Origin of the sequence: Streptomyces albospinus (genome assembly GCF_014648695.1) — a bacterium.
Taxonomy (GTDB): Bacteria; Actinomycetota; Actinomycetes; order Streptomycetales; family Streptomycetaceae; genus Streptomyces; species Streptomyces albospinus.
In genome coordinates this window covers 1-25,196 of sequence record NZ_BMRP01000023.1, presented here as the reverse complement: position 1 = coordinate 25,196, position 25,196 = coordinate 1, and the positions used below count along the sequence as shown (strand labels likewise).

Annotated in this window: 27 protein-coding genes and 1 riboswitch; of the genes, 13 read left to right on the top strand and 14 right to left on the bottom strand. The window is 73.2% G+C overall.

The window, feature by feature from the left end:
- Positions 1–731 (bottom strand): AMP-binding protein (locus IEZ17_RS42895; RefSeq protein ID WP_229852693.1); only part of this gene is annotated, 731 nt, incomplete at its 3' end.
- A 246-nt stretch (positions 732–977) separates the two neighbouring features.
- Here IEZ17_RS42895 and IEZ17_RS27150 point away from each other — a divergent pair.
- Together IEZ17_RS27150 and IEZ17_RS27145 are read left to right on the top strand one after the other, a co-directional pair.
- Positions 978–1,253 (top strand): hypothetical protein, encoded by a 276-nt coding sequence (locus tag IEZ17_RS27150; protein WP_189304692.1) that lies wholly within the window; start codon positions 978–980, stop codon positions 1,251–1,253.
- A gap of 128 nt (positions 1,254–1,381) precedes the next feature.
- Positions 1,382–2,575 (top strand): trypsin-like serine peptidase, encoded by a 1,194-nt coding sequence (locus IEZ17_RS27145; RefSeq protein WP_189304539.1) that lies wholly within the window; start codon positions 1,382–1,384, stop codon positions 2,573–2,575.
- 55 nt (positions 2,576–2,630) lie between these two features.
- On the opposite strand, the gene IEZ17_RS27140 is transcribed toward IEZ17_RS27145, so the two are convergent.
- The 5 genes from IEZ17_RS27140 to IEZ17_RS27120 all read right to left on the bottom strand — a co-directional run bounded on the left by IEZ17_RS27140 (position 2,631) and on the right by IEZ17_RS27120 (position 5,560).
- Positions 2,631–3,380, bottom strand: coding sequence for a serine hydrolase (locus IEZ17_RS27140; protein WP_189304537.1), 750 nt, complete (start codon positions 3,378–3,380; stop codon positions 2,631–2,633).
- Positions 3,381–3,605: 225 nt separating this feature from the next.
- A complete protein-coding gene (locus tag IEZ17_RS27135) occupies positions 3,606–3,761 on the bottom strand; it encodes a zinc ribbon domain-containing protein (RefSeq protein WP_373299953.1) in 156 nt (51 codons plus the stop codon).
- Between the two features lie 101 nt (positions 3,762–3,862).
- A complete protein-coding gene (locus IEZ17_RS27130; RefSeq protein ID WP_189304535.1) occupies positions 3,863–4,609 on the bottom strand; it encodes an isocitrate lyase/PEP mutase family protein in 747 nt (248 codons plus the stop codon).
- Positions 4,606–5,055 carry a carboxymuconolactone decarboxylase family protein gene (locus IEZ17_RS27125; RefSeq protein WP_189304533.1) on the bottom strand — a complete coding sequence of 150 codons (450 nt, stop codon included), beginning with the start codon at positions 5,053–5,055 and terminating at the stop codon, positions 4,606–4,608. Before IEZ17_RS27125 ends, IEZ17_RS27130 begins: the two co-directional genes overlap by 4 nt.
- Before the next feature lie 4 nt (positions 5,056–5,059).
- Positions 5,060–5,560 (bottom strand): carboxymuconolactone decarboxylase family protein, encoded by a 501-nt coding sequence (locus tag IEZ17_RS27120; protein ID WP_189304531.1) that lies wholly within the window; start codon positions 5,558–5,560, stop codon positions 5,060–5,062.
- Between the two features lie 47 nt (positions 5,561–5,607).
- On the opposite strand from IEZ17_RS27120, the gene pdxR reads away from it, so the two are divergent.
- Positions 5,608–7,155 (top strand): MocR-like pyridoxine biosynthesis transcription factor PdxR, encoded by a 1,548-nt coding sequence (pdxR, locus tag IEZ17_RS27115; RefSeq protein ID WP_189304529.1) that lies wholly within the window; start codon positions 5,608–5,610, stop codon positions 7,153–7,155.
- Between the two features lie 107 nt (positions 7,156–7,262).
- Here pdxR and IEZ17_RS27110 read toward each other — a convergent pair whose 3' ends face one another.
- The 5 genes from IEZ17_RS27110 to rocD form a co-directional block, all read right to left on the bottom strand.
- A complete protein-coding gene (locus IEZ17_RS27110) occupies positions 7,263–7,823 on the bottom strand; it encodes a GNAT family N-acetyltransferase (protein ID WP_229852692.1) in 561 nt (186 codons plus the stop codon).
- A gap of 149 nt (positions 7,824–7,972) precedes the next feature.
- Complete coding sequence (locus IEZ17_RS27105) at positions 7,973–8,917, bottom strand: hypothetical protein (RefSeq protein WP_229852691.1); 945 nt, start codon at positions 8,915–8,917, stop codon at positions 7,973–7,975.
- Positions 8,918–8,986: 69 nt separating this feature from the next.
- Positions 8,987–9,463 carry a hypothetical protein gene (locus IEZ17_RS27100; protein ID WP_189304527.1) on the bottom strand — a complete coding sequence of 159 codons (477 nt, stop codon included), beginning with the start codon at positions 9,461–9,463 and terminating at the stop codon, positions 8,987–8,989.
- An 18-nt stretch (positions 9,464–9,481) separates the two neighbouring features.
- Positions 9,482–10,741, bottom strand: coding sequence for a helix-turn-helix domain-containing protein (locus tag IEZ17_RS27095; RefSeq protein WP_189304525.1), 1,260 nt, complete (start codon positions 10,739–10,741; stop codon positions 9,482–9,484).
- A gap of 637 nt (positions 10,742–11,378) precedes the next feature.
- Positions 11,379–12,584 (bottom strand): ornithine--oxo-acid transaminase, encoded by a 1,206-nt coding sequence (gene rocD / locus IEZ17_RS27090; RefSeq protein WP_189304523.1) that lies wholly within the window; start codon positions 12,582–12,584, stop codon positions 11,379–11,381.
- Positions 12,585–12,735: 151 nt separating this feature from the next.
- Positions 12,736–12,826, top strand: a riboswitch (ZMP/ZTP riboswitch).
- A gap of 38 nt (positions 12,827–12,864) precedes the next feature.
- On the opposite strand from rocD, the gene glyA reads away from it, so the two are divergent.
- From glyA to IEZ17_RS27075, 3 genes are all read left to right on the top strand, one after another.
- Positions 12,865–14,214 (top strand): serine hydroxymethyltransferase, encoded by a 1,350-nt coding sequence (glyA, locus tag IEZ17_RS27085; protein ID WP_229852689.1) that lies wholly within the window; start codon positions 12,865–12,867, stop codon positions 14,212–14,214.
- Positions 14,215–14,348: 134 nt separating this feature from the next.
- On the top strand, positions 14,349–15,359 hold the full coding sequence (trpS, locus tag IEZ17_RS27080) for a tryptophan--tRNA ligase (RefSeq protein WP_189304657.1): 1,011 nt from the start codon (positions 14,349–14,351) through the stop codon (positions 15,357–15,359).
- 111 nt (positions 15,360–15,470) lie between these two features.
- Positions 15,471–16,079, top strand: a complete 609-nt coding sequence (locus tag IEZ17_RS27075) for a 2'-5' RNA ligase family protein (protein ID WP_189304521.1) — start codon at positions 15,471–15,473, stop codon at positions 16,077–16,079.
- A 22-nt stretch (positions 16,080–16,101) separates the two neighbouring features.
- Here the strand turns inward: IEZ17_RS27075 and dprE2 are convergent, their stop codons facing one another.
- Together dprE2 and dprE1 are read right to left on the bottom strand one after the other, a co-directional pair.
- The gene (dprE2, locus tag IEZ17_RS27070; protein ID WP_189304518.1) at positions 16,102–16,857 is read right to left on the bottom strand and encodes a decaprenylphospho-beta-D-erythro-pentofuranosid-2-ulose 2-reductase; all 756 of its coding nucleotides are present in this window, start codon (positions 16,855–16,857) and stop codon (positions 16,102–16,104) included.
- Between the two features lie 39 nt (positions 16,858–16,896).
- Complete coding sequence (dprE1, locus tag IEZ17_RS27065) at positions 16,897–18,273, bottom strand: decaprenylphosphoryl-beta-D-ribose oxidase (RefSeq protein WP_189304516.1); 1,377 nt, start codon at positions 18,271–18,273, stop codon at positions 16,897–16,899.
- A gap of 278 nt (positions 18,274–18,551) precedes the next feature.
- On the opposite strand from dprE1, the gene IEZ17_RS27060 reads away from it, so the two are divergent.
- Genes IEZ17_RS27060 through IEZ17_RS27045 form a run of 4 tightly spaced genes read left to right on the top strand, consistent with a single transcriptional unit; the run spans position 18,552 to position 21,586 of the window.
- Entirely contained in the window at positions 18,552–19,118 is a 567-nt protein-coding gene (locus IEZ17_RS27060) for a phosphatase PAP2 family protein (RefSeq protein ID WP_189304514.1), read from the top strand.
- A complete protein-coding gene (locus IEZ17_RS27055; protein WP_189304512.1) occupies positions 19,111–20,085 on the top strand; it encodes a decaprenyl-phosphate phosphoribosyltransferase in 975 nt (324 codons plus the stop codon). Before IEZ17_RS27060 ends, IEZ17_RS27055 begins: the two co-directional genes overlap by 8 nt.
- Complete coding sequence (locus IEZ17_RS27050; protein ID WP_189304510.1) at positions 20,082–20,564, top strand: GtrA family protein; 483 nt, start codon at positions 20,082–20,084, stop codon at positions 20,562–20,564. Before IEZ17_RS27055 ends, IEZ17_RS27050 begins: the two co-directional genes overlap by 4 nt.
- A complete protein-coding gene (locus IEZ17_RS27045; protein WP_189304508.1) occupies positions 20,561–21,586 on the top strand; it encodes a YihY/virulence factor BrkB family protein in 1,026 nt (341 codons plus the stop codon). Before IEZ17_RS27050 ends, IEZ17_RS27045 begins: the two co-directional genes overlap by 4 nt.
- Positions 21,587–21,630: 44 nt before the next feature.
- Here IEZ17_RS27045 and IEZ17_RS27040 read toward each other — a convergent pair whose 3' ends face one another.
- Positions 21,631–23,094 (bottom strand): D-alanyl-D-alanine carboxypeptidase family protein, encoded by a 1,464-nt coding sequence (locus tag IEZ17_RS27040; RefSeq protein ID WP_506005262.1) that lies wholly within the window; start codon positions 23,092–23,094, stop codon positions 21,631–21,633.
- Positions 23,095–23,152: 58 nt separating this feature from the next.
- Here IEZ17_RS27040 and IEZ17_RS27035 point away from each other — a divergent pair, with 58 nt between their 5' ends.
- From IEZ17_RS27035 to IEZ17_RS27025, 3 genes are all read left to right on the top strand, one after another.
- Entirely contained in the window at positions 23,153–23,419 is a 267-nt protein-coding gene (locus IEZ17_RS27035) for an SCO4848 family membrane protein (RefSeq protein WP_189304504.1), read from the top strand.
- A 363-nt stretch (positions 23,420–23,782) separates the two neighbouring features.
- Entirely contained in the window at positions 23,783–24,091 is a 309-nt protein-coding gene (locus tag IEZ17_RS27030; RefSeq protein WP_189304502.1) for a hypothetical protein, read from the top strand.
- Positions 24,092–24,137: 46 nt separating this feature from the next.
- The coding region (locus IEZ17_RS27025) for a hypothetical protein (protein WP_189304500.1) at positions 24,138–25,196 on the top strand (1,059 nt) is incomplete at its 3' end.

Here is a 25,196-nt window from a genome sequence, read left to right as displayed (position 1 = left end):
GCGACGAGGGCGGCGCCCACCGCCCAGGTCGGCCAGATCTCCTCGATGGAGAAGTCGAAGGAGATGGTCATGCCCTGGTAGACCCGGTCGTCCGGCCGCACGTCGTAGATGTCCGGGACGAGGCCGAGGAAGTTGCAGATGCTGGAGTGGGCGATCGCCACGCCCTTGGGGCGCCCGCTCGATCCCGAGGTGTACATGATGTAGGCGAGCGGGTCGCCGGGGGCGGTCCGGATCGCCGGGTCGGCCGGCGCGCCCGGTTCCCGGGGTGCGGCCGGGGCCGGCCGGGTGGTCGGCAGGAAGGCCAGCGCGTCCCCGCCCGCGCCGCGGTCCGCGTCGAGGCGGACCACCCGCGTGTGCTCCCCGAGGCCGGTCAACCGCGCCGCCGTCCGCGCGGTCGCCAGCACCGCGTCCACCCCGGCGTCCGCCGCGATGAAGGCGACCCGGTCCGCCGGCGCCGACGGATCGATCGGTACGAACGCGGCGTCCGCCTTGCCCACCCCCAGCAGCGACGCGTACATGTCCACCGACCGCGGCACCAGGATCGCCACCCGCGCTCCCGGACCGATGCCGAGACCGCGGAGCCGGTGCGCGATCCGGTTGGCCCGCGCGTCGAGTTCGGCGTACGTCAGGGTGTGCTGCCCGCACTCCAGCGCGGTCGCCGAGGGCATGCGGTCACAGGTGTATTCGAAGACGCGGTGCAGTCGCATCGCGACCTGTCTGGTCGTGGCCATGCCTCCATCGCAGCGCCGATCACCCGTGATCGCATTTCCGCTCCGGGCCGCCGCACGCGGTGCCCGGGGGTGCGGGACGGGGCGGACGATCTTCCGGTGCCGCCGCGGGCCGTTCCGCAGCCCGCACTCGGCCGGTTGCACCCCTGCGGAGCCGGTCCGTCACCCCGGCAGAAGGGGCCTCACCCGATCGGATGGTGCGCCACGTGGCGCACCACCGGGCAGCTGCGGGCGGCCCAGGCTGGGACCATGCCGCTGCCGCTGCCGAAGTGCCCCACCCCCGACTGCGACGACCCGTTGTGGAGAGACACCACGACCACCGAACTGCACTGGGACAACTGGCGGTGGTGGTGCCACCGCTGCGACAAGAAGTGGTACCCGACCCGCGAGCAGATCGAGGAGTTCCGGCACGCGGTCAGCACCGGTGCCGGTGCCGGTGCCGGGGTCGCGGTGGGCGCCGGCGCGGGACCGCGGGGGCCGGCGCACGCCGTCGCGCGCCGCGATCCGCGGGTGCACCGCGCCTGACCGGCGGGCCGCCACCCCCGCTGCCCCGCCGCCGTGCCGTGACGGCATAGTAGAGCGCAGCTCCTACAGGGGCATGACAGAAACGGCGCGCACCACGGGCGCCGGTCCGTACCAGGGGGGAACGCTCCATGCTGTCCAAGCCGTCCGATCAACCCACGCGATCCATATCGTCCCGGTCCCGTATCCGCCGTTCCACCGCAGCCGCCGCCGCGACGGCCGCGCTGCTCGCGCTCACCGCCACCGCCTGCGGCCCCACCGACAACAACGCCTCGGCCGCACCCGGCAGTTCGTCCGCCGGCCAGAGGCACCCGGGCGGCCTGCCGACCAGCATCGACGACCTGAAGAAGTGGAAGGACGGCGGCTGGAAGAACTGGGACAAGTGGGCGCGTAAGGCGCAGGACTTCGCCAACCCGATCATCAAGGACCGGTGGAAGCCGGAGCGGCTGGCCCAGGCCAAGGCCGCACCGGAAGTCGGCGTACAGGACGCCGCTCTGGGCGGCCAGTCCGATGTCCCCGCCCCGGAGCCGAAGGCGGCTGTCACCGCCCAGGAGGTCGGCCGCCCGTACCACCGCAACATGGCCCCGATCGGCAAGATCTTCTTCGACAGCCCCAAGGGCCCGATGGTCTGCTCCGGCACGATCGTCGAGGATCCGGCGCACCCCGGGAAGTCCAACCTCGTCTGGACCGCCGGCCACTGCGTCCACACCGGCAAGCAGGGCGGCTGGATGCGCAACATCGTCTTCGTCCCCTCGTACAACGACAACGGCGTGCCGGCGAACCAGGTCGGCAACACGCCGTCCACGCAGATCACGCCGTACGGCAAGTTCTGGGCCGACTGGGTCAACACGTCCAACCAGTGGATCAGCATGGGCGGTGAGCACGGCAACGGCGGCTCCGTCTACGACTTCGCCGTGATGCACGTCAAGCCGGAGAACGGCAGCGGCAAGTCCCTTGAGGAGACCGTCGGCGCCGCCGCCCAGATCTGGTTCAACTCCCCGTACGCGGACGGCATCAGCTCGCTGAAGGCGTTCGGCTACCCGGCCGCGGCTCCCTACGACGGCGCGCGGATGCTGAGCTGCCTGGACCGGCCCGACCGCCTCACCATGGAGCGGGACATGCCCCCCATGGACCGCATCGGCTGCACGATGACCGGCGGTTCGTCCGGCGGCGGCTGGTTCGTCAACCGCGGCGGCAAGCTGACCCTGGTGTCCAACACCTCCATCAGCAACAGCCCGCACACCTGGCTGGCCGGCCCGCACCTGGGCCCGGAGGCGCAGGAGGTCTTCACCACCATGAGCCAGAAGTTCGCCGGCCAGCAGTAGGCGGCCGGAGGCGGCCGGTGCACCGGGCCCGCGGGGGCCCGGTGCACCGGCCGGTTCACGTCGTCAGCCCGTGCCGCGCCCGCCAGACGCGGGCCGAGAGGCGGGCCAGCAGCCGGGCGGCCGGGTCACCGGTGTCCTGCCCGTTGGCGAGCGGGCCGGTGTAGCAGACCGCGAGGGCGTACGGGGCGGCGTCGGGCGGGTGGACGACGGCGACGCAGTTCCGCACGCCCGTGATCCAGCCGTTCTTGCTGGCCAGCCGGGTGCCGGGCGGCAGGCCCGCGGCCAGGTCCACCCCGTGGGCGTTGTCCTCCAGCAGGCCCAGCACCTCCGGCTCCAGCGACTCCAGCAGCCGGACCAGGTCGTGTGCGGTGACCCGGTTGAAGATGCCGGCGGCGCGGGCCGGCTGGTCCTCGACGCCGCGCGGGGTGTCGGTGGCGGCGGACGCGCCGGCCCGCCGCCACACCTCGGCCACCGCCTCCCGGCCCACGTGGGCCAGGCAGAGGTTGGTCGCCAGGTTGGAGGAGTGGCTGACCATCCGCCCGGCGAGCCAGCGCAGCGACGCGGTACCGCCCAGCAGTTCCCAGGGCTCCGGATCGCTGTCGCCGGACCGGGAGTTGGCGAAGGTGCCGCCCGCGGCGGAGGCGAAGCGGTTGACCACGGGGATCCGCCGGTCCAGGTCCTGCCCGCTGCGGTGCAGGGCGGCCAGCACGGCGACCTTCATGGTGCTGGCCGCTTCGTGCGGGACGTCCGCGTTGCGCAGGACCACCGGGGGGCACCGCCAGGGGGCCACGACGAGGGAAAGCATGGCTCATCGTAAGGGCGACGGCCGCGCCCGCCGACGCGGACATCAGGCCGGGTCGGCGAGCTCCCGGAGGGTGCCGGGCACGTCGGTGAACGCCGCGTCGGCGGCCTGTCCGCACACCTTGCCCGCGGTCTCCCCGGCGAAGGTCAACTTGACCCGGTCCTAAAGGACCGGGCTTGGAGGTAGTGCCCAACTGGCTGCTGGGTGGGCTCCTCCGTCCAGACACCCCTATGGGGTGGCAGGGACGCGTGACTCACGCCCCGCAGTCCACGCAGCCTCCCCCTTCCGGGCGATGTTGCGGGAAGCGTTCCGGTCCGCGTGCGCAACGACGCCGCAGTTCCGGCAGGTGAAGAGAGCCTGGCGTGCCCTGTTCTTCTTGTCGATTCGGACGTCATCCTGCGATCGCGTCGGACGTCATCCTCCGGAGGGGGTGACCCCGAGACGGATCAGGGTTCCCCGGCCCGCCAACCCCTGGGCTCCCGGCGTCAGTTGCCGTCCCGCAGCCGCTTCGCCACCAGCGCCAGCGTCGCCGTCGCCTGACGTTGGAGACCGCCGCCGAAGGTGATCCGGGCCGCGCCCAGGGCGCCCAGTTCGCGGGGGGAGGGGCCGTCGGACCGGGCCATCGCGTTGAGCGGCAGGGCGATGGCCGCGGACAGTTCGGGCAGCAGCGCGGGCGGCGCCAGGATGGGGTAGATGCAGTCGGCGCCGGCCTCGGTGTACAGGCGGGCGCGCTCGACGGCCGCCGCGGTGCCGGTGTCGCCGCGCAGGAAGGTGTCGACCCGCGCGTTGACGACCAGGGCGTCGCCGGCCACGGCGCGTACCTCCGCCAGCCACTCCGCCTGCCGCCGCGGGTCGCGGAGGGCGCCCGAGGCGTGGTCGGAGTCCTCCAGGTTGCAGCCGACCGCCCCGGCCTCCGCGAGGCGGTCCACCAACTCCTTTGCGGACAGCCCGAATCCGGCCTCCACGTCCGCCGTCACCGGCACGTCCACGGCCCGTACGATCCGGGCGATCGCCGCGAACATCTCGTCGGCCGGAGTCTCGCCGTCCGCGTAGCCGAGGGACGCGGCGATGCCCGCGCTCGGTGTCGCGAGGGCGGGGAACCCGGCGTCGGCGAAGACCCGGGCTGCCGCGGCGTCCCACACGGTGGGGAGGACCAGCGGATCGTCCGGCTGCCGGCCGTGGTGGAGGGCGCGCAGCGCCGCGGCCCCGGCGGGCCCGGTGCCGGCGGTCACAGCTCCTCCCCGGGGGGCTGGCGCACCGTGACATTGACCCGGTTCCAGTTGTTGATCGCGACGATCACCGCGATCAGATGGGCCAGTTCGGACTCGGTGAAGTGGGCGGCGGCGCGGTCGTAGACGGCGTCGGGCACGTGGCCGTCGGTGAGCACCGTGACGGCCTCGGTGAGCGCCAGGGCGGCCCGCTCCCGCTCGGAGTAGAGGTCGCCGGCCTCCTCCCATGCGGGCAGCAGGTCGATCCGCCGCGGGCTCACCCCGGCCTCGCGGAGGTTCCTCACATGCATGTCGATGCAGAACGCGCACCGGTTGACCTGCGAGGCGCGCAGCACGACCAGCTCCACCAGGACCGGGTCGCCCAGGCCCTTCTTCGCGGCCGTGGTGAGCTTGAGCTGGGCCCTGCCGAACTCGGGCAGCAGGCCCCAGACCTTCATGCGGTGGCTCATCGGGTCACCCCTGCCCCGGGGTCATGCGCGTGGTCACGCCGAAGCGGTTCCAGGCGTTGATGGTGGTGATCAGGGCGATCAGCCGGGCGAGCTCGGGCTCGGTGAAGTGGGTGGCGGCGCGGTCGTAGACGGCGTCGGGGACGAAGCCGTCGGTGAGGACCGTGACGGCCTCGGTGAGCGCCAGGGCGGCCCGCTCCCGCTCGGAGTAGTAACCGGCCGCCTCCTCCCAGGCGTTGAGGAGGTGGATGCGCTCCTCGGTCTCCCCGGCCTTGCGGGCGTCGGTGATGTGCATGTCGAGGCAGAAGGCGCACTTGTTGAGCTGCGAGGCGCGGATCCTGACCAGCTCGACCAGGACCGGGTCCAGGCCCTTCTTGGCGGCGGCGTCCAGCGCGATCATGGCCTTGAACGCCTCGGGCGCGAGCTGGGCCCACCGCATACGGGGGCCGTGCCCATGGTTCGTGCCGGCGGTGGCCGGTGATGCGGATGATGCGTCCGGGTTCGTCATGGGTACGACGCTACGGCGCGAGTGGCGCAGAGGTATGGTCCACTTCCATGGAGAATTCGCGGGCCACTTCCGGGCGGGATCTGCATCTGGACCTCAGCGGTCCGGGCGGGCTGCGGGCCTCCCTGATGGGCGCGCTGCGCGACGCCGTACGGTCCGGGCGGCTGGTCCCCGGCACCCGACTGCCGTCCTCCCGGTCGCTCGCCGCCGACCTCGGCATCGCCCGCAACACCGTCGCCGACGCCTACGCCGAGCTGGTCGCCGAGGGCTGGCTCAGCGCCCGCCAGGGCTCCGGCACCCGGGTCGCCTGGGGGTGCTCCCCCAGCCACCGCCGGGGGGACCCGCACCGGGACGGGGCCCGGGGGAGGGCGCTGCCGGCCGCCGGCACCCCGGCGGCCCGCCGTGCTCCGGTCCGGGCGGCCGGCCCGCGGCACCCCGCCGCCGCGCCGCGCCTCGACCTCACCCCGGGCACCCCGGACGTCGCCTCCTTCCCGCGCACCGCCTGGCTGGCCGCCGCCCGCCGGGCGCTGTCGGCCGCCCCCAGCGAGGCGTTCGGCTACGGCACCGCGGCCGGCCGCCCGGAGCTGCGGACGGTGCTCGCCGACTATCTGGCCCGCGCGCGCGGCGTACGGGCCGACCCGGAGCGGATCATCGTCTGTGCGGGGTTCATGCAGGGGCTGGGGCTGCTCAGCCGCGCGCTGCGCGACGACGGCGGCGACGCCGGCGCGGGCATGGGCGCCGACGCCGACGCCGGCGACGGTGGCGAGGCCGACGCCCGCGTCGCCGTCGAGTCCTACGGCCTCCCCTTCCACCGCGACGTCATCACCCGCGCCGGGCTCGGCACCGTCCCCCTCCCGGTGGACGAACACGGCGCGGACACCGGGCGGTTGGCGTCCCTCGACGGCGTCCGCGCGGCCCTGCTCACCCCCGCCCACCAGTTCCCCACCGGCGTACCGCTGCACCCGGACCGCCGGGCTGCCGCCGTCAACTGGGCGCGCGCCACCGGGGGTTACATCCTGGAGGACGACTACGACGGCGAGTTCCGCTACGACCGCCAGCCGGTCGGCGCCCTCCAGGGCCTGGACCCCGACCACGTCGTCTACCTGGGCACCGCGAGCAAGAGCCTGGCCCCGGCGCTGCGGCTGGCCTGGATGGTCGTGCCGGACCGGCTCGTCGACCGGGTGCTGGCCGTCAAGGCGACCGGCGAGTGGCAGTCCGGCTCGCTGGACCAGCTCACCCTCGCCGATTTCCTGTCGTCCGGGGCGTACGACCGGCATCTGCGCGGGATGCGGCTGCGCTACCGGCGGCGCCGCGACCAGCTGGTGGCCGCGCTGGCCGCACACGCCCCGCATCTGCACGTCTCGGGGATCGCCGCCGGGATGCACGCGGTGCTCGAACTCCCGCCCGGCACCGAGCAGTCCATCGTCCAGGCCGCCCAGTGGCAGGGGCTGGCCGTCCAGGGCCTGGCCGGCTTCGCGGACCCGGCGGCGCCCGCCGTCCCCCGCGACGCGCTGGTCATCTCCTACGGACGGCCGCCGGACCACTCCTTCGCCCAGGTCCTGGACGCGCTGCTGCGGGCGCTGCCGCCGGAGGAGTAGCCGGCCCCGGCGACCTGCGGTGGCGCGCTACACCCCCGGCCCCCGGCCCGCGGCCCGCCGGTGACGGCTCAGGTCCCCAGGTCCCCTGGTGCGGGCGCGCCCGCCGCTCACAGCTCCCGTACGAACGACACCCGGTCGAGCCCCGGACCGTCGTAGTCCGCGTGCACCGGAACCCCGTCGTCCCCGGTCCGGTCGCCCGGCTCCAGCCGGAACCCCATCCGGGTGTGATACGCGATCGAATCGCGGTTGTCGGGGCTGGTGATGCAGCGGACCCGGGTCCGTCCGGCCTCCCGGGCGAGGGCGAAGAAGCGCCGGTAGAGGGCGCTGCCGACGCCGCCGCGCTTCCCGTCCGGGCACACCCCCGCGAAGTGGATGTACGCGGTGTCCGGGTCCGTCTGCGACAGGAACCCGATCAGGAACGCGTGCAGCGTCCCGTCGGGCCGCTCGACGAGGAAGCTCGTGCCGGCGAAGTGCTGGAGGAACAACCGCGGTACCAGCAGCTGCCGTTGCGGCGCGCCGGCCTGTCCGCCGAGCCCGCCCCACCAGCCGGCCAGCGCCACCTGGAGGCGCGCATGGTCCGCCGGCACGGGGTGGCGCACCGTCAGCTCGTCGGTCAACCTGCCTGGTACGGCGCTGAGTTCGGATATGGCGTCATCTGCGTCGTCCACGGTGTCGTCATCGTCCTTCGGTCGGCGAGCGAAGTACCTGGGTGCGCGCCAGCCTAGGGGGCGCACCGCCGGAACGGCCCACGGGGTACTTCTCCGGGGCCGTCCCCCTACGGGCGCGCGGCTACAGGCGCGCCGCTTCGGGCGTCCCGCTACGGGGTCTCCGTCACCACCGGCCCCGGCTCGCCTTCGCCCGTGCCCCTGGCCACGTCCCCGGACCCGCGCTGCTCCGCCTCCGCCTCCTCGGCCTCGGTCTCCGTCTCCTCCGCCGCCGGGGCCTCGCCGAAGCGGGCCAGGGCCAGGGCGCCGGCCACCGCCAGCGCGAAGCCGGCCACGGCGAGCGGGGCCAGGCCCGCGCGGGTGCGGTCGCCGAGCCAGGCGACGCCGACCAGCGCCGGGCCGAGGGTCTCGCCGATCACCATGCCCGCGGTCGCGGCGGTGACCGAGCCGCGCTGGAAGGCGGTGGTCAGCAGGAGGAAGGCGGCGCCGCCGCCGACCACCAGGGCGTAGGTCGCGGGGTTGGTGAGGAGGTCGAGCGGCGCGAAGCCGTCGATGAGGCGTACCGCGACCTCGACGACGCCGAAGCCGAAGCCCGCGCCGAGGCCCAGCGCCGCCGCACGGGCGCGGTCCGGCAGGCGGCCGGCCAGCGCGCCGGAGGCCAGTACGGCGACCGCGAAGACCAGCACCCCGATCCGCAGCCCGGAGGTACCCCGCAGATGACCCTCGGCGCCGGACGACAGCGCCAGCAACGCCAGGCCGCCGCAGACCACCGCCACCGCGAGCCACTCGGCGCGCGCCAGGCGCGTGCCCAGGAGGGGCGCCGCGACCACCGCGGTCACCGCGAGGGTGGCCGCCAGCGCCGCGCCGACCGTGTAGATCGGCAGCGACCGCAGCGCCACCAGCTCCAGGAGGAACCCCAGGCCGTCCAGCGTCAGCCCGAGCAGATAGCGCCACTGGGTCAGCACCCGCAGCAGCAGCCGGGCGTCCACCCCCGACCCGGTGCCGGGGGAGGTGTCCCGCGCGGCCACGGCCTGGAACACGGAGGCGGTGCCGAAGCACACCGCGGAGGCGAGGGCGCAAATCATCCCGAGGAGCATGGACAGACTGTACGGGGGATCGTGGGGGAGGCCGTAGGGGGCCGCTCGCGACGCCCGGTCCGCGGTGACTCAGTCTCGGCTCGCGCTCTCCGGCCAGATGATCTGGACCGGCACCCCGACGCTCTCCGCGTAGCCGACCACGTCGGCGGTACCGCCGTAGCCGCGTGCCGGCTGACCGTCCCATACCGCGATGAGCCCGTCGATCAGGCCGACGAGGATCTCACTGCCGACCATGTGCGCGTTGGCGTCGGACTCGGCCAGTCCGGTCTCGTGCACATCGGACGCCCGGCGCATGAGGTCGTCGTAGCGCGCGTGGTGCCACTGCGGTAGCGACTCACGGTACTTCTTCGCGGGTACGACGATCTCCACACGGCCGCCGTGGTCGAGAACCGCTTGCGCGAACCATGCGTCTGGTCCGTCAGCCAGGCAGGACACCCCCACCAGGTCAGCCGTGGGGTACCTCGCCACGATGTCTCGGATGACTCCCTTCACCAGTTCCGCGGTCCCGACTGGAAGGCCACGATGGCCGGTGATTCCGATGCGCACGCCAGTCCCTCTCCGTCGTCACAGATACACGCCGTGAAGCCGATCATCGAAGTCCCGCACGATCTTGGGCGGTGTCGTGGAGCTGTACGCACGCCGAAAGACTCGTGCGCGTTCAACCACGCGACCGGAACGGTAGCGCAGTCCTGCTTCAACGGCTTGGGTCGCAAGGACGTACCCGGCCTCCAGCCGTCCGGCGGCCATATGCCCGGAAGCGAGATCCAATTGCCGGAGCGCTTGCTGTTTGGCGTGTGCCGACGAACCAGGCGGCGCCGTGTCGTCGTACGTTCCGAACACCCACTTCGGTAGACCCAGACGCGCCCCACAAGCCAGGCGGCACGCTGCCACCTTGGACTCATTGAAGGTGAACACCCATGGCCACGGCGGGGGCTCCTCCACTGCGATCTGCTCAGCCGTCGCTCGGCTTCGCATCAGCGCTCGGTCACACAACCGTTGTTCTCCCGCTGCCGCGTATGCCAACGCCTCTACCGTGGCCAGCCATGCCTCGGCAATCGCGGGGGCGTCGGCGCCGAGTTGACGACGTGCAGACCTCGTAAGGTTCAGTGCCGGGGCCGCGTTGCCCACGTCGGCTTCCAGCTGCGCGAGGCTGCCCACTTGGTAGGCGGTGAGCAGATCGTTACCGGCGCGCCGCGCTGCCTTGATCGCTGAGCCGTACCAGGTGCGCGCCGAACCATGGTCATCCATGTCCCAACTGAGCCACCCGGCCAAGCTCGCCGCTTCGCTGCCGACCGCGGCCAATCGCCTGCGTTGCTCGTGATCAGCAACCGCGGCTGCCACTGTTTGCACAAGGCGAAGGTGGGCGAGCACCGCCTCGGCCAGATATCGGGAGGGAGTCGATCCGTCCATACGGCGAAAGGCCGTCGTCGCCATGCTCAGTGCGGCGGCTTGGCCGAAATCCCCCTCGGTGGCCGGGATGGCGGCGAGGGCGGGAGTTGCGGCTGCGGCAACGGCTCCTGCCAGGAATTCGCGCCGTTCCACGGGATCTCTTCCATCTGATCGTGCGGCGGGTGCCGCTGTAGCGTCTGCCAGGCCGACCAAACGAGGGGGCATGCCCAGGTGTCCGGCGACTCTCGCCAGGATGTCCATCTTGTACGGGCCTGCTGTCCGCTGTTCGAGCCGCGACACTGCGGACTGCGTGATGCCGCATGCCTCCCCGAGTTGGCGTTGCGTAAGGCCGAGTTCCTTGCGGGCTAACTGGATAACTCGCCCATAGTTGCCCTCTCGTGACGCGTCCCTGGTCGCCTGCTTCGACCAATTCACCGACTGGTCCTCCTGACGCTAGGTGCGTCGTTGTGCTGAACCGCGCCCACATGCGCACGGTGCATACGCGTATGCGATGTGTGCATCAAGTTTGGCTCAACAGGTAGCGAGCGCGCTTTGGTCTTCGCACTACCAGCGCCGAGAGCGCGAACATCGGAGGCGGTGATCATGGCGACTGAAGACGAACGTGACGTGATGTGGCTCGTGGTGGGCGTCGAGGCCGGGCCTCGCCTGATGCACGGTGCGGAGGTGGCGCGGTGATTACTCCGCCACTGCCGTACCAGGATGAGTGCGCAGACTGCGAGCGGCTGAAGTCTGCCGAGGCAACGGCACGATCGATCCGGGACCGGACCAAGGAAGTCGACTGCCGGGTGTTGGCGCGACGTCATCTGCGGGAGGTCCACGACGTGGTGTCGGTGGTGCGGGCATGACCAACGAGACCGAAGCGCAGGAGTGTGAGGAAGCCCCCCGGTCAGCGGCCGTTGACCGGTCGCAGGTCCCCTGCTTCCCGCCGGGCGGAGAGGTTCCGCCATGCCCGTTCCCCTGCTCGATCTGTCGTCGGCCGGGGCGTGGCAGTCCGAGTCCCCGGCACGCCGAACGCCGGTGAGGGCACCGCTCCCGGGGCCGCCCGCCCCGGTCACACCCCCAGCACCTCCCGCAGCCGGCCCAGCCCCCAGTCCAGGTCCTCCTTGCTGATCACCAGCGGCGGGGCGATCCGGATCGTCGCGCCGTGGGTGTCCTTGACCAGGACGCCGCGGGCCAGCAGCCGTTCCGAGACGGTGCGGCCGTCGCCGCGCGACGGGTTGATGTCCACCCCGGCCCACAGGCCGCGCCCGCGTACCGCGTCGACCGCGCCGCTGTCCACCAGCGGTGCCAGTTCGCGGTGCAGATGGTCGCCCAACTCCGTTGCCCGCTGCTGGAATTCACCGGTGCGGAGGATCGCGATGACCTCCAGTGCCACGGCGCAGGCGAGCGGGTTGCCGCCGAACGTCGAGCCGTGCTCGCCGGGCCGGAACACCCCGAGCACCTCGCGGGAGGACACCACCGCGGACACCGGCAACACCCCGCCGCCCAGCGCCTTCCCGAGCACGTACATGTCGGGCACCACGCCCTCGTGCTCGCAGGCGAAGGTCCTGCCAGTGCGGCCCAGCCCGGACTGGATCTCGTCGGCGACGAAGAGCACGTTCCGGGACCGGGTGAGCGCGCGCACGCCCGCCAGATAGCCGGGCGGCGGGACCAGAACGCCCGCCTCGCCCTGGATGGGCTCCAGCAGCACCGCCACCGTGTCGTCGTCGACCGCCGCCTCCAGCGCCGCCAGGTCGCCGTACGGCACGATCGCGAAGCCGGGGGTGTACGGGCCGAAGTCGGCGCGGGCCTCGGGGTCGGTGGAGAAGGAGACGATGGTCGTGGTGCGGCCGTGGAAGTTGTTGTCGGCGACGATGATCTTCGCCCGGCCGTCCGGGACGCCCTTGACCCGGTAGCCCCACTTGCGGGCCGTCTTCACCGCGGTCTCCACCGCCTCGGCGCCGGTGTTCATCGGCAGGACGAGTTCCATCCCGCAGAGCTCGGCGAGCTGGGTGCAGAAGTCGGCGAAGCGGTCGTGGTGGAAGGCGCGGGAGGTGAGGGTGACCCGCTCCAGCTGGGCGCGGGCGGCGTCCAGCAGGCGGCGGTTGCCGTGCCCGAAGTTCAGGGCGGAGTACCCGGCAAGCAGGTCCAGATAGCGCCGGCCCGCCACGTCCGTCATCCAGGCGCCCTCGGCCGTGGCCACGACGACGGGCAGCGGGTGGTAGTTGTGTGCGCTGTGGGCCTCGGCTGCGGCGATGATCTCTTCCGGGGACGTCACGGGGACTCCGTTCGGTAGGCCGTGCGGGCCGGCGCGGTGGTACGGGCAGCTGCGCTCCGGCCCCCTTCCCATTGTTCCCGCCGGGCGGGCCGGGCGCCCGGTCAGGCCGTACGGGCCCGAGCGCTCAGGGCGGGCAGCCCGTAGACTTCCCGGTGCGCGCCGCGACTGGCGTACGGGGAATCGACCCCGAGGGAGCGGCGCGCGGCGACAGACACGAGGTGCCGCCCGCCTGGGTACCCCGGGACCACGACCGACCCGATCGATCGCCCCGGAGGACGCCATGACGGCACATCCCCCTGCCCACGCCGCGCTGCCTGCCCCCGCCCATCCCGCGCTGCCTGCCCCCGCCCATCCCGCGCTGCCTGCCCCCGCCCATCCCGCCCTGTGCACCGCCGATCCCGAAATCGCCGCGCTGATCGGCGCCGAGGAGCGGCTCCAGGCCGACACCCTGCGGCTGATCCCCAGCGAGAACTACGTCTCGGCCGCCGTGCTGGAGGCCACCGGCACCGTCCTCCAGAACAAGTACAGCGAGGGGTACGCCGGCCGTCGCTACTACGAAGGCCAGCAGAACATCGACCTCGTGGAGACCCTGGCCGTCGAGCGCGCCAAGGCCGTCTTCGGCGTCGAGCACGCCAACGTCCAGCCGTACTCCGGCTCGCCCGCCAACCTCGCCGCCTACCTGGCCTTCGCCGCGCCCGGCGACACCGTGCTCGGCATGTCGCTGCCGATGGGCGGGCACCTCACGCACGGCTGGGGCGTCTCGGCGACCGGGACGTGGTTCAACGGCGTGCAGTACGGCGTCCGCGCCGACACCGGGCGGATCGACTTCGACGAGGTCCGCGACCTGGCCCGCACGGAACGCCCGAAGATCATCTTCTGTGGCGGTACGGCCGTGCCGCGCACCATCGACTTCGCCGCCTTCGGCGAGATCGCCCGCGAGGTCGACGCGGTGCTCGTCGCCGACATCGCCCATATCGCCGGCCTGGTCGCGGGCGGCGCCCACCCGTCCCCCGTCCCGCACGCCGACGTGATCGCGACCACCACCCACAAGACGCTGCGGGGCCCGCGCGGCGCCATGCTGATGTCCCGCGCCTCGCACGCCAAGGCCATCGACAAGGCCGTCTTCCCCGGCCTCCAGGGCGGCCCGCACAACCACACCACCGCCGCCATCGCGGTCGCCCTGCGCGAGGCCGCCGCCCCCTCCTTCCGGGACTACGCGCACGCCGTCGTCGCCAACGCCAAGGCGCTCGCCGAGGCGCTGCTGGCCCGCGGCTTCGACCTGGTCTCCGGCGGGACCGACAACCACCTGGTGCTGATCGACCTCACCTCCAAGGAGGTGCCGGGCAAGGTCGCGGCCAAGGCGCTGGACCGGGCCGGGATCGTGGTGAACTACAACACCGTGCCGTTCGACCCCCGCAAGCCCTTCGACCCGTCCGGGATCCGGATCGGCACCCCCTCGCTCACCTCCCGCGGCCTGGGGACCGACCTGATGCCGCAGGTCGCGGAGTGGATCGACCGGGGCGTTTCAGCCGCCGCCAAGGGCGACGAGGAGGCGCTGGCGGCGATCCGCACGGAGGTGGCGGAGCTGATGGCGGCCCACCCGGCGCCCGGGCTGGCCACCGCCGGCTGAGCACCCCGGTGACCGCCGGCTGAGCGGCCCGGCCACCGCACGCCGGGGAGTACCGCGGACCTGAGACAATCGGTGCCATGGCTCTCGAACGCCCGCCCGTCGCCCACCACCACCCCCAGGGGAATGGCTCCGCCATGCAGCGTCGCCCGCGTGTACTCTCCGGTATTCAGCCCACGGCCGGCTCCTTCCACCTCGGCAACTACCTCGGTGCGGTGCGCCAGTGGGTGGCGTTGCAGGAGTCCCACGACGCGTTCTACATGGTCGTCGACCTGCATGCGATCACCGTGCCGCAGGACCCGGCGGAGCTGCGCCGCAACACCCGCGTCGCCGCTGCCCAGTTGCTGGCCGCCGGCCTCGACCCGGAGCGCTGCACGCTCTTCGTGCAGAGCCATGTGCCCGAGCACGCGCAGCTCGCCTGGGTCATGAACTGCGTCACCGGCTTCGGCGAGGCGTCCCGGATGACGCAGTTCAAGGACAAGTCGGCCAAGCAGGGCGCGGACCGCACCACGGTCGGCCTGTTCACCTACCCCGTGCTGATGGTCGCCGACATCCTCCTCTACCAGGCCGATCAGGTCCCGGTCGGCGAGGACCAGCGCCAGCACCTGGAGCTGACCCGCGACCTCGCGGAGCGCTTCAACACCCGCTTCGGCCCGACCTTCACGGTGCCGAACCCGTACATCGTCAAGGAGACGGCGAAGATCTTCGATCTCCAGGACCCGTCGATCAAGATGAGCAAGTCGGCGTCCTCGCCCAAGGGCATCGTCGATCTCCTCGACGACCCCAAGGTCACCGCGAAGAAGATCAAGAGCGCCGTCACGGACACCGACACGGTCATCCGCTTCGACCGCGAGGCCAAGCCCGGCGTCAGCAACCTGCTCACCATCCTCTCCACCCTCACCGGCCAGGACATCCCGTCGCTGGAGCGCTCCTACGAGGGCAAGATGTACGGCGCGCTGAAGACCGACCTGGCAGAGGTCATGGTCGACTTCGTCACACCGTTCCGGGACCGTACGCGGGAATATCTGGACGACCCCGAGACGCTGGACACGATCCTGGCCAAGGGCGCAGAGAAGGCCCGCGCGGTGGCAGCCGAGACCCTCGCCACCGCCTACGACCGGCTCGGGTTCCTGCCGGCCAAGCGCTGACGAGAGGACAGGGCCGGGGACGCGCCGCGTAAGGTGCGTCCCCGGCACACTGAGCAGAATGCGTGGGCGCCGCACACGAGGCGCACCGCGAACGTCAGGAGGGAGAACGCAGTGGGGACCGTCACGCTCGGCGTTTCGCTCGCGGTCCCGGAGCCGTACGGCAGCTTCCTCCAGCGGAAGCGCGAGGGCTTCGGGGACCCGGCCGCCTCCGGCATCCCCACCCACATCACCCTCCTCCCGCCGACCGAGGCCGACGCCGCCGGCCTCCCCGGCATCGAGCAGCACCTCGCCGAGGTGGCCGCCGCCTGCCGCCCCTTCCCGCTGCGCCTGGAGGGCACGGACACCTTCCGGCCGCTCTCGCCCGTCGTGTTCGTGACGGTGGCCGAGGGAGTGAGCGGTTGCACCGCCCTCCAGGCCCGGGTGCGCGCCGCCTCCGGGCCGTGCGCCCGCGAGCTCCAGTTCCCGTACCACCCGCACGTCACCGTCGCCCACGGCATCGCCGAGGACGCCATGGACCGCGCGCAGGCGGAGCTGGCCGACTTCTCCGCCACCTGGACGGTCGGCGGCTTCGCGCTCTACGAGAAGGGCCCCGACGAGGTCTGGCGCCTCCAGCGCGAGTACCCCTTCGGCAGCGCCGGCAGCACCGGCGGCCCCGCGGTGGCGGTGCCCCGGCAGGCCGGCGAGGCGGACCTCTCGCGCCCGCCCGCGCCCTCCTGCTGAGCGGGCGCCCGCCCCGGCCGGCTCACAGCGGCAGCCGGCGGAACACCGCCCGCGGCACATGCCGCAGCACCGACATCACACAGCGCAGCACCCCCGGCACCCACACCACCTCGCTCCGGCGCCGCAGCCCGTGCTCGATCGCCTCGGCGACCGCCTCCGGCGTGGTCGCCAGCGGCGCGGCGGGCAGCCCGGCCGTCATCTTGGTGTGCACGAAGCCGGGGCGCACGACCAGGACGTGGACGCCGGTGCCGTGCAGCGAGTCGCCGAGGCCCTGGGCGAGGGCGTCCAGGCCCGCCTTGCTGGAGCCGTAGACGAAGTTCGAGCGGCGGGCCCGCTCACCGGCGACCGAGGACAGCACCACGAGAGAGCCATGGCCCTGCCGGCGCAGCGCCCGGCCGCAGATCAGCGCGGCGGACAGCGCGCCGGTGTAGTTGGTGGCGGCGACCCGGACCGCGCCGGCCGGCTCCCGCTCGTCGCGCGGCTGGTCGCCGAGGACACCGAACGCCAGCAGCACCATGTCGAGGTCGCCCTCGGCGAAGACCTTGCCGAGCACCTCCTCGTGGCGGTCGGTGTCCAGCGCGTCGAACGGGACCGTACGGACCTGTGCGCCCAGCGCGCGCAGCCGCCCGGCCGACGCCTCCAGCGCGGGGGAGGGCCGCCCGGCCAGCCAGACGGTGCGGGTGCGCCGGGCGGCGAGGCGGGCGGCGGTGGCCAGCGCGATCTCGGAGGTGCCGCCGAGGACGAGGAGGGACTGGGGGCTGCCGAAGGCGTCTTTCATGGGAGGGGTCCTCACGGGTGGGTGCCGACGTCGTTGCCGCTAACAGCCCGGCCGGTGGGCGATGCCGAGCCGGCGGGCGAGGTCCGAGGTGAAGACCCCGCGCGGGTCGAGCTCGGCGCGCAGCGCGCGGAAGTCGGGGAGCCGGGGGTACATCGCGGCGAGCAGATCGGGCCGCAGCCGGGCGTCCTTCGCCAGATAGACCCGGCCGCCGGCCGCCGCGACCCGCTCGTCCAGCTCGTCCAGGAAGCCGCCCAGGCCCGGCAGCCCGGCGGGGACGTCCAGCGCCAGCGTCCACCCCGGGGCCGGGAACGACAGCCAGCCCGGGTCGGCGGCGCCGAAGCGCTTGAGGACCGCGAGGAAGGACGGGCAGCGCCGGCCCGCGATCCGCAGCACGATCCGCCGCAGCGCCTCCTCCTGGCCGTACGGCACGACGAACTGGTACTGGACGAAGCCGCCGCGCCCGTAGACGCGGTTCCAGTGCGGCAGACCGTCCAGCGGGTGGAAGAAGGCGGAGAGCTTTTGCAGCTCACCGGTGCGGCGGCGCGGGGCGGTGCGGTACCAGAGCGCGTTGAAGAGGGCGACGGACGGTCGGCCGACCAGCCCCCGCGGGAGATGCCGCGGGGCGGCCGGCAGCTGCACCGGGCGGAAGGCGAGCGGATCGCGGCGGGCCCGCGGCGGCAGCGCGCCGGGCGGTGCGTGGTCGCCGCGGGTGAGGACCGCCCGGCCCAGCGCCCGGCCGCGCGCCAGCAGGTCGATCCAGGCGACGGAGTAGGGGTAGCGGTGGTCCCCGGCGTCCAGACGGGCCATCACATCGTCCAGGTCCCGGGCGCGTTCGGTGTCCACGGTCATCAACGAGGTCTGTACGGGCAGGAGTTGGACGGTCGCGGCGAGGATGACGCCGGTCAGGCCCATCCCGCCGCAGGTGGCGGCGAAGAGGTCGCAGCCCGGGGCCGCGGTGCGGACCTCGCCGTCCGCGGTGAGCAGCTCCAGGGACCGCACATGCCGCGAGAAGGAGCCCGCGACGTGATGGTTCTTGCCGTGGATGTCGGCCCCGATGGCGCCGCCGACGGTCACATAGCGGGTCCCCGGCGTGACCGGCACGAACCATCCCAGCGGCAGCAGCACCCGCATCAGCCGGTGCAGGCTCACCCCCGCCTCGCAGACCACCACCCCCGCCTCCGCGTCGACGGACCGGATGCGGTCCAGGCCGGTCATGTCCCAGACGGTGCCGCCGGCGTTCTGCGCGGCATCGCCGTACGCCCGGCCGAGTCCGCGCGCGATGCCGCCGCGCGGGCCGCAGCCGCGCACCGCGGCGACCGCCTCGGCCGCCGAGCCGGGCCGCACGAGCCGGGCCGCGGTGGGGGCGGTCCGGCCCCAGCCGGTGAGGGGGACGGAGGCGGTGTCGGGTGGCGGCATGGCAGCGACGGTAGTGCCGCGGACCCTCAGGGATACGCCCGGATATCCGCATGTTTCTCCGACTCGCTCCGAAAAGAGTGATTAATGGCGTGGATGGGCTAATCACCGGGAAACCCGGCCCCCGCGCAGTGACAGTCGGAAGAGACCAGAGACCACCGCCCGCCGAGACCCGTACCTCCGAGACCCGTACCGCCCGAGCCTGTCCCGCCGAGACCCGTACCGCCCGAGCCCCCATACCGCCGACGCCCCGTACCCGCCGACGCCCTCATGGAGACCGGATGGACCACCGCCTGCTCCTGGCCCTGCGCGACTGCGGCACGAACCCGCGGATCGCGACCGCCACCCGCACCCTCTCCCGTATCGGCGAACACGGCGCGCTCTGGCTCGCCGCCGGACTCGCGGGCGCCGCCGCCGACCGGCCGCGGCGCGCCGCCTGGTTGCGCGGCACCGCCCTGATCGGCACCGCCCACCTGGCCGGCGCCGCCGTCAAACAGGCCGTACGCCGCCCCCGCCCCCGCCTCCCGGACCGACCGCCCCTCGTCGGCACGGTGGGCGACCACTCCTTCCCCAGCGCCCACGCCACCTCGGCCGCCGCGGCCGTCGTCGCGCTGGGCGGCCTCGGCCCCGCCGGTACGCGTACCGGCGCCGGGCTGCGGACCGCGCTGCCCGTCCTGGCCGGCGCGGTCTGCGTCTCCCGGGTGGTGGCCGGCGTCCACTACCCGACCGACGTCGCGGCCGGCGTCGCCCTCGGCGCGCTCACCGCGCGGCTGGGCGCGGGATGGATGCGCGCGGCCGGGGCGGGGGCGCCGGGGCCCGGAGCGGCGCACGGCGGCCCCCATGGCTGAACGCACCGCCCTCCTCAAGGACCAGCCGCGGCAGCCCGATCCGTCGGCCGCCCCCGGAGACGCGTGGGCCCCCCGCCCGCACCGGCTGCTGCGCCTGCCGCTCGCCCTGCTGCGGACCGCGCGCCCCCACCAGTGGATCAAGAACGTCCTGGTGGCCGCCGCCCCGGCCGCCGCGGGCCGCCTCTTCCGCCTCCACACCCTCTCCCAACTGGCGCTGGTCTTCGTCCTGTTCACCGCTGCCGCAGCCGCCGTCTACCTGATCAACGACGCCCGGGACGCCGCCGCCGACCGCGCCCACCCCGACAAGTGCCACCGCCCGGTCGCCGCCGGCGAGGTCCCCGTCCCGCTCGCCTACGCCCTCGGCGGACTGCTCGCACTGCTCGCCCCGGCCGCCACCGCCGTCCTCTGCAACACCGCCACGGCGGTGCTGATCGCCGTCTACGTCGTGATCCAACTCGCCTACTGCGTCCGCCTCAAGCACGTCCTCGTCGTCGATCTCGTCGTCGTCACCAGCGGCTTCCTCATGCGCGCGATGGCCGGCGGACTGGCGCTCCGGATCCCGCTCTCCCGCTGGTTCCTGATCACCGCGGGATTCGGCGCACTGTTCATGGTCGCCGCCAAGCGCTACTCCGAGGCGGTCCGGATGGCCGGCGCGAAGGGCGAGACCCGGGCCCTGCTGCGCGAGTACACCGAGGGCTACCTCCGCTTCGTCTGGCAGCTGGCGGCCGGCTGCGCGGTGCTCGCGTACTGCCTGTGGGCCCTGGAGAGCGGCCGTTCGGGCGCCGGCGCGCTGCCCTGGCGCCAGCTGTCGATCGGGCCGTTCCTCCTCGCCGTCCTGCGCTACGCGGTCTTCGCCGACCGGGGCACGGCCGGCGCCCCCGAGGACGTACTCCTCCGCGACCGCGCCCTGGCCGCCATCGGCCTCGGCTGGCTCGCGGTGTACGCGATGGCCGTCGCCCACGTATGAGCAACGGCCCCACCCCCCGCCCGCCCGCCGCCCCCCTGCGCCGTGGGCTGTGGGCGGAGGTGTTCGGCTTCGCGCTCGCCGGCGGCTGCGCGTACGCCGTCGATCTGGCCCTGTTCGTGTGGCTGCGCGGTGCGGCCGGGGTCGGCCCGGTGTGTGCGAAGACGCTGTCGTTCCTCGCGGGCTGCCTGGTCGCCTACGCGGGCAACGCCGCCGGCACCTACCGCGGGGCCGCCACGGGCCACAGCCGCCCGCGGCAGCTCGGCGTCTTCGTCCTGGTGAACCTGGCGGGCGCCCTGGTCCAACTTCTCTGCCTGGGCGTCTCGCACTACCTGCTCGGCCTGACGTCGCCGCGCGCCGATGTGGTCTCGGGTGCGGGAGTCGGCATGGCGCTGGGTACATGCCTGCGCTTCTGGGGTACCCGGAGGCTAGTGTTCCGGATCGGCCGGGACGCCTGCCATGGGAGGGCCACGCGGGCATGAAGGGCGTACGGGGTGTGCGGGGGAACGGGGAGGCCGGAGGGGACGGCGCGGGGGACGGCGGGTCCGGCGGGCGGCAACAGCCGGGCGCGGGCGGGGAGTCGGGCGCGGACCGGGTGGCCGGCGAGGGGGGCAACCCGTTCGCCTGGCTGACGCGGCTCCCCGTCGTCGGCCCGTCGCTGGCCCCGGCCGTCGACCGGCTGCTCGCCACCCATCTCTGGCGCGCCTACGCGCGGATGCTCCGCGTCCACTGGACCCGGCTCGCCGCCGCCATCACCTTCACCAGCTTCATCGCGCTCTTCCCGCTGCTCACCGTCGCCGCCGCGATCGGCGCCGCCGCCCTCAGCGACGGGCAGCTCCACAAGCTGGAGGCCAAGCTCGCCGAGCAGATCCCCGGCATCTCCCGGCAGCTCGACATCGCCGGACTGGTCGACAACGCCGGCACGGTCGGGCTGATCGCCGGTGCGATCCTGCTCTTCACCGGCATGGGCTGGGTCCGGTCGCTGCGCGACTGCCTGCGCGCCGTATGGGAGGCGCCCGACGAGAAGGGCAACTTCTTCCTCGACAAGCTCCGGGACGGTGCGCTGCTGCTCGGCCTCGGCGCGGTCGCCCTGGTCTCTGTCGGCTGCTCGGCGTTCGCGTCCGCGGCGGTCGGCAGGACGGCCGCGGCGATAGGGCTGCCGGAGAGCGGCGCGGCCAGGGGCCTGCTGACGGCCGCCGGCTTCTGCATCGCGGTGCTCGCCGACTTCGTACTGCTGGTGTACGTGCTGACCAAGCTCCCCGGCGCACATCCGCCGCGCCGCGCCGTGATCACCGCCGGCCTCATCGGCGCGATCGGCTTCGAGGTGCTGAAGCTGCTGCTCAGCGGCTATCTGCGGGGCGTCGCGGCGCGCAGCATGTACGGCGCGTTCGGCAGCCCGATCGCGCTCCTCCTGTGGATCAACTTCACCGCGAAGCTGCTGGTCTTCTGCGCGTCCTGGACGGCGACCCAGCGGACGGAGCCGGAGCCCGTCCCCGGCGCGTAGCGCCCGCGGCGCCACGGACGGGGCGGGCTCCGGCCGCCGCCGGATCACTTCCGCCGACGGCCCCGGGAACCTCCCGGTCCCCCGGAACCTCCGGAACCCCCGGAGTCCGCGGGACCCTCCGCACCGCCGCGCCGTCCCGCCGCCAGCGGCCACCGCCGCCGTACCGCGACCGCGAGCGCGCCGAGCAGCACCAGCGCCCCGCCGCCGATCCCCACCGCGGTCCAGGCGCCGCTCGAACCGCCGGCGTCCAGTTCGGCCTGCGTCCGCTGATTGCCGTCGTCCGCGCTGCCGTTGCCGCCGTTCGCGCCCTTCGGGCCGACCAGGTTGCCGACCGGGTCCACCTTGCCGTCCGCGGCGAAGCCCCAGTCGAAGAGCTTCGCGGCCTCCTTGTACGCCTCGTTGTGGACCTTCTTCTCCGGGTTCATGACCGTCACCAGGAGCTTGCGGTCGCCGTGCTGGGCGACGCCGGTGAACGTCGACCCGGCATTGGTCGTCGACCCGTTCTTCACCCCGGCGATCCCCGGATACGGCTTGATGTCGTAATCCCCGCTGAGCAGCCGGTTGGTGTTCTGGATCCCGAATGTCGCCCGCTTCCCGTCCTTTCCCTCGTCGCCCGGGAATTGCGCGCTGGCGGTGGAGCAGTACTCCCGGAAGTCGGCGTTCTGGAGTCCGGCCCGCGCGAAAAGGCTCAGGTCGTACGCGCTGGACACCTGCCCCGGCGCGTCGTATCCGTCCGGGGTGACGACATGCGTATCGGTCGCATTCAGCTCTTTTGCGCGCTGCTGCATCTCCTTGACCGTGGCCGCGGTTCCGCCATTCATTGCGGAGAGTGTGTGCACCGCGTCGTTCCCGGACCGCAGGAATACCCCCAGCCACAAATCGTGGACGGTATAGGTGAGGTTCTCCTTTATTCCGACGAGGCTGCTGCCCGCGCCCATTCCCGCCAGGTCGGCCGGCTTGACCGTGTATTTCGTGGTCTTCGGGAATTTCGGCAGCACGGTGTCCGCGAACAGCATCTTCAGCGTGCTGGCCGGGGCGAGCTGCCAGTGCGGGTTCTTGGCGGCCAGCACCTGGCCGGACTCGGCGTCCGACACGATCCACGAACGGGCGGTGATCTCGTCCGCCCCCGGGAGCTTCGGCGCCCCGGCCTTCGGCTGTACCTGTACGCCGGGCTGGCCCAGCCGGTCCCCGCCGACCTGCGACATCTTCGCGGGCGGCACGGGGGCCTTGGGCGGCTGCCTGCCGTCCTTGGCGAGGGCCTGCGCGGTACCGGTCAGCAGCGGCGACACCAGCAGCGCGGACGTCGCCAGCGCGGCGACCGCCCGCGCGGGAGAACCCGCGGGTGACGCCGTGTACGGGGTCACCCGCGGGGCGGCGGACGAGGCCGGCCGGCGGCCGGACGGGGGGAAATCGGAGTCGGGACCGGAGGCGGCACCCGCAGCGGAAGCAGAGAAGGTCGACGGCACGTCCGTGAACGTACCCGCCCTGAGCCGCCTCACCGACCGCATGCCACGGAAGAGTGCCCCTCCCGACGGCCGGATGGAGCCGCTGTCCATACTGGAACCCATGAAGCTCTCTCGCCCCGTGTCCTGGTTCCTGCTCGCCTTCGGGGTGTGGAGCTGGTGCATCTGGTTCACTTTCGCCAAGAATCTCTGGAAGGACGCCAGCGGCCTTGCGTTCAACGCCGCGGGTGACCCGACGGCGTACTTCTGGGTTCACCTGCTGCTCGCCGTGGTGTCCTTTCTCCTGGGGACGGCGATCGGCGTGATCGGGTTCCGCGGCGTCCGCGCCCTCCGTCGCGAGGCGGCGCAGCAGGAGTCCGCCGACCACTGATCCGGAAGCCCGTCCGGAACGGCGGGCCGCCGGCTCCCCGAACAGCAATCTGATGGTTCGTCAGTGGATCTGCCGTGCAGCCCGGTTGGGTGAAGCGGCCGGGTCGCCGGGCGCTACGGATCGCGCCGCGATGGGTAAGAGGACTGTGGGTGAGCGGGGGCCGTGCGGACGCTTGGTGGCGACCTGCCTGTCGAGGGCATTCGGAAATCACCATGTATCGGACAGTTCACGACTTACGATCTTGCTATTCGGACCGCCAACTCCCTAGTCTGGATTGTCTTTACGGTGTCCTGACCGTGGTGGCTCCGCGAGGCGGTGCGAAGGAGCGAGAAGGGCGCGCGGGGAACGGGGAGAGCGGCAGAAATGGCTGAGCAGTTCAAGGTCGACCTCGAAGAGCTGGACAGCGTCGTACGCCAGCTCAGGCGCCTTCAGCGCGATATGGACGACCCTGGCCAGCAGGTGAAGTACAGCACGACGATCCCGAAGTCGGCCTTCGGGATCAATTTCCTGGAGGCGGGGGAACTCGCCGGCGCCCACGACAACATGCAGGAGTACATGTCGCAGGTCATTGCGGCGCTCCAGGAGCTCCTCCACAAGTTCGGGGAGAAGGCCGAGGCCAGCCGGGGCGCGTACGAGGACCTGGAGCACACCACCAAGTCCATGGACGGCTGACGCCGCACCGTTGCGGCGGCGAGGGTGACGACGAAGGGGGGCGGGCGTGGCTGACGCCCGGAAGGAGTACGGCAACGCCAGGGCGGCGGAGCGGCAGCGTGCGGAGGCGGAGCGCGAGCAGCAGCTCGCGTCGTTCAAGGGGCACGCCCCCACCCGGCGCTCTCCGTCCGACTTCCAGCACCACGGCATCGGCGAGCTCCGGCGGATGATCGAGAGCGCCAACCCGGCGACCATCGAGTCGTCGGGCCAGCACTGGCGCTCCGCGGCCGACCGGATCGGCGGCGAGGACGGGCACGGCGGCATCCGCAAGTCCTTCCTGGACGCCGTCGACCACGCCTCGGCGCACTGGGAGGGCTCGGCGGCCCAGGCGTTCCGCAGGGAAGCGGCCAAGGTCCTGGCGAAGATCGACCGGACGTATGCGCACGCGAGGGTCGTGGAGCGCACCCTGGTCGGTACCCGCGGCACCGGGCCCGAGCACGGCGTCGCCCACAACCTGCGCGAGGCCAAGCAGGCCATGGCGAGGATCCCCGAACCGGGCACGGCCGACAGTGCGCTGGACGCCGGCGACGACAGCCAGTTCCAGCGGGACATGGCCAACCCCAAGATGGACACCCGCATGGCGCTGGAGCTCAACCGGGGCAGCCTGTCCCTGAGCAAGGAGCGCCAGGTCGAGGCGGTCATCGTGATGGACGAGCTGGCCGCCAACTACCACGGCCACGCCAGGGTCCTCAGGGAGAGCTACGACCCGCGGGGCGTGGCCGGCGACTGGCCCAGGCACCCCTCGTCGAGCCCGTCGCCGGCGCCCGTGAACGTGCAGGTGACCGGCGGCAGCGCGGCGCACCCGCCGGCGAAGCAGACGCCGAACGGCGCGGGCGGCGGCGCGGTCCCGGCCGGGTTCGACGGCCCCAAGGCGAGCCGGCCCGAGGTGCCGGTGACCACCGGGCTGGCCAGCGTGCAGGGCGGCACCCTCGCCCCGCCGCCGAGCGGCACCGGCCCCCTCGGCACCGGCCCCCTCGGCACCGGCACGCCGGGCGGCGGGCACGGTGTGGTGGCCGGTCCGGGCGGCGGCTTCCCCGCCGGAGCGATTCCGCCGGGCGTCCTCGGC

Excerpts from the sequence above, each read along its gene's own strand:
- IEZ17_RS27125 (WP_189304533.1), bottom strand. The coding sequence starts at position 5,055 with ATGAGCCACCGCATGAAGGTCTGGGGCCTGCTGCCCGAGTTCGGCAGG.
- IEZ17_RS27060 (WP_189304514.1), top strand. The coding sequence starts at position 18,552 with ATGGACCACCGCCTGCTCCTGGCCCTGCGCGACTGCGGCACGAACCCG.
- IEZ17_RS27150 (WP_189304692.1), top strand. The coding sequence starts at position 978 with ATGCCGCTGCCGCTGCCGAAGTGCCCCACCCCCGACTGCGACGACCCG.
- IEZ17_RS27050 (WP_189304510.1), top strand. The coding sequence starts at position 20,082 with ATGAGCAACGGCCCCACCCCCCGCCCGCCCGCCGCCCCCCTGCGCCGT.
- trpS (WP_189304657.1), top strand. The coding sequence starts at position 14,349 with ATGCAGCGTCGCCCGCGTGTACTCTCCGGTATTCAGCCCACGGCCGGC.
- IEZ17_RS27045 (WP_189304508.1), top strand. The coding sequence starts at position 20,561 with ATGAAGGGCGTACGGGGTGTGCGGGGGAACGGGGAGGCCGGAGGGGAC.
- pdxR (WP_189304529.1), top strand. The coding sequence starts at position 5,608 with ATGGAGAATTCGCGGGCCACTTCCGGGCGGGATCTGCATCTGGACCTC.
- IEZ17_RS27105 (WP_229852691.1), bottom strand. The coding sequence starts at position 8,917 with ATGCTCCTCGGGATGATTTGCGCCCTCGCCTCCGCGGTGTGCTTCGGC.
- IEZ17_RS27140 (WP_189304537.1), bottom strand. The coding sequence starts at position 3,380 with ATGCTTTCCCTCGTCGTGGCCCCCTGGCGGTGCCCCCCGGTGGTCCTG.
- IEZ17_RS27120 (WP_189304531.1), bottom strand. The coding sequence starts at position 5,560 with ATGACGAACCCGGACGCATCATCCGCATCACCGGCCACCGCCGGCACG.
- IEZ17_RS27030 (WP_189304502.1), top strand. The coding sequence starts at position 23,783 with ATGGCTGAGCAGTTCAAGGTCGACCTCGAAGAGCTGGACAGCGTCGTA.
- IEZ17_RS27145 (WP_189304539.1), top strand. The coding sequence starts at position 1,382 with ATGCTGTCCAAGCCGTCCGATCAACCCACGCGATCCATATCGTCCCGG.
- IEZ17_RS27055 (WP_189304512.1), top strand. The coding sequence starts at position 19,111 with ATGGCTGAACGCACCGCCCTCCTCAAGGACCAGCCGCGGCAGCCCGAT.
- dprE1 (WP_189304516.1), bottom strand. The coding sequence starts at position 18,273 with ATGCCGCCACCCGACACCGCCTCCGTCCCCCTCACCGGCTGGGGCCGG.
- dprE2 (WP_189304518.1), bottom strand. The coding sequence starts at position 16,857 with ATGAAAGACGCCTTCGGCAGCCCCCAGTCCCTCCTCGTCCTCGGCGGC.
- glyA (WP_229852689.1), top strand. The coding sequence starts at position 12,865 with ATGACGGCACATCCCCCTGCCCACGCCGCGCTGCCTGCCCCCGCCCAT.
- IEZ17_RS27040 (WP_506005262.1), bottom strand. The coding sequence starts at position 23,094 with ATGCGGTCGGTGAGGCGGCTCAGGGCGGGTACGTTCACGGACGTGCCG.
- IEZ17_RS27035 (WP_189304504.1), top strand. The coding sequence starts at position 23,153 with ATGAAGCTCTCTCGCCCCGTGTCCTGGTTCCTGCTCGCCTTCGGGGTG.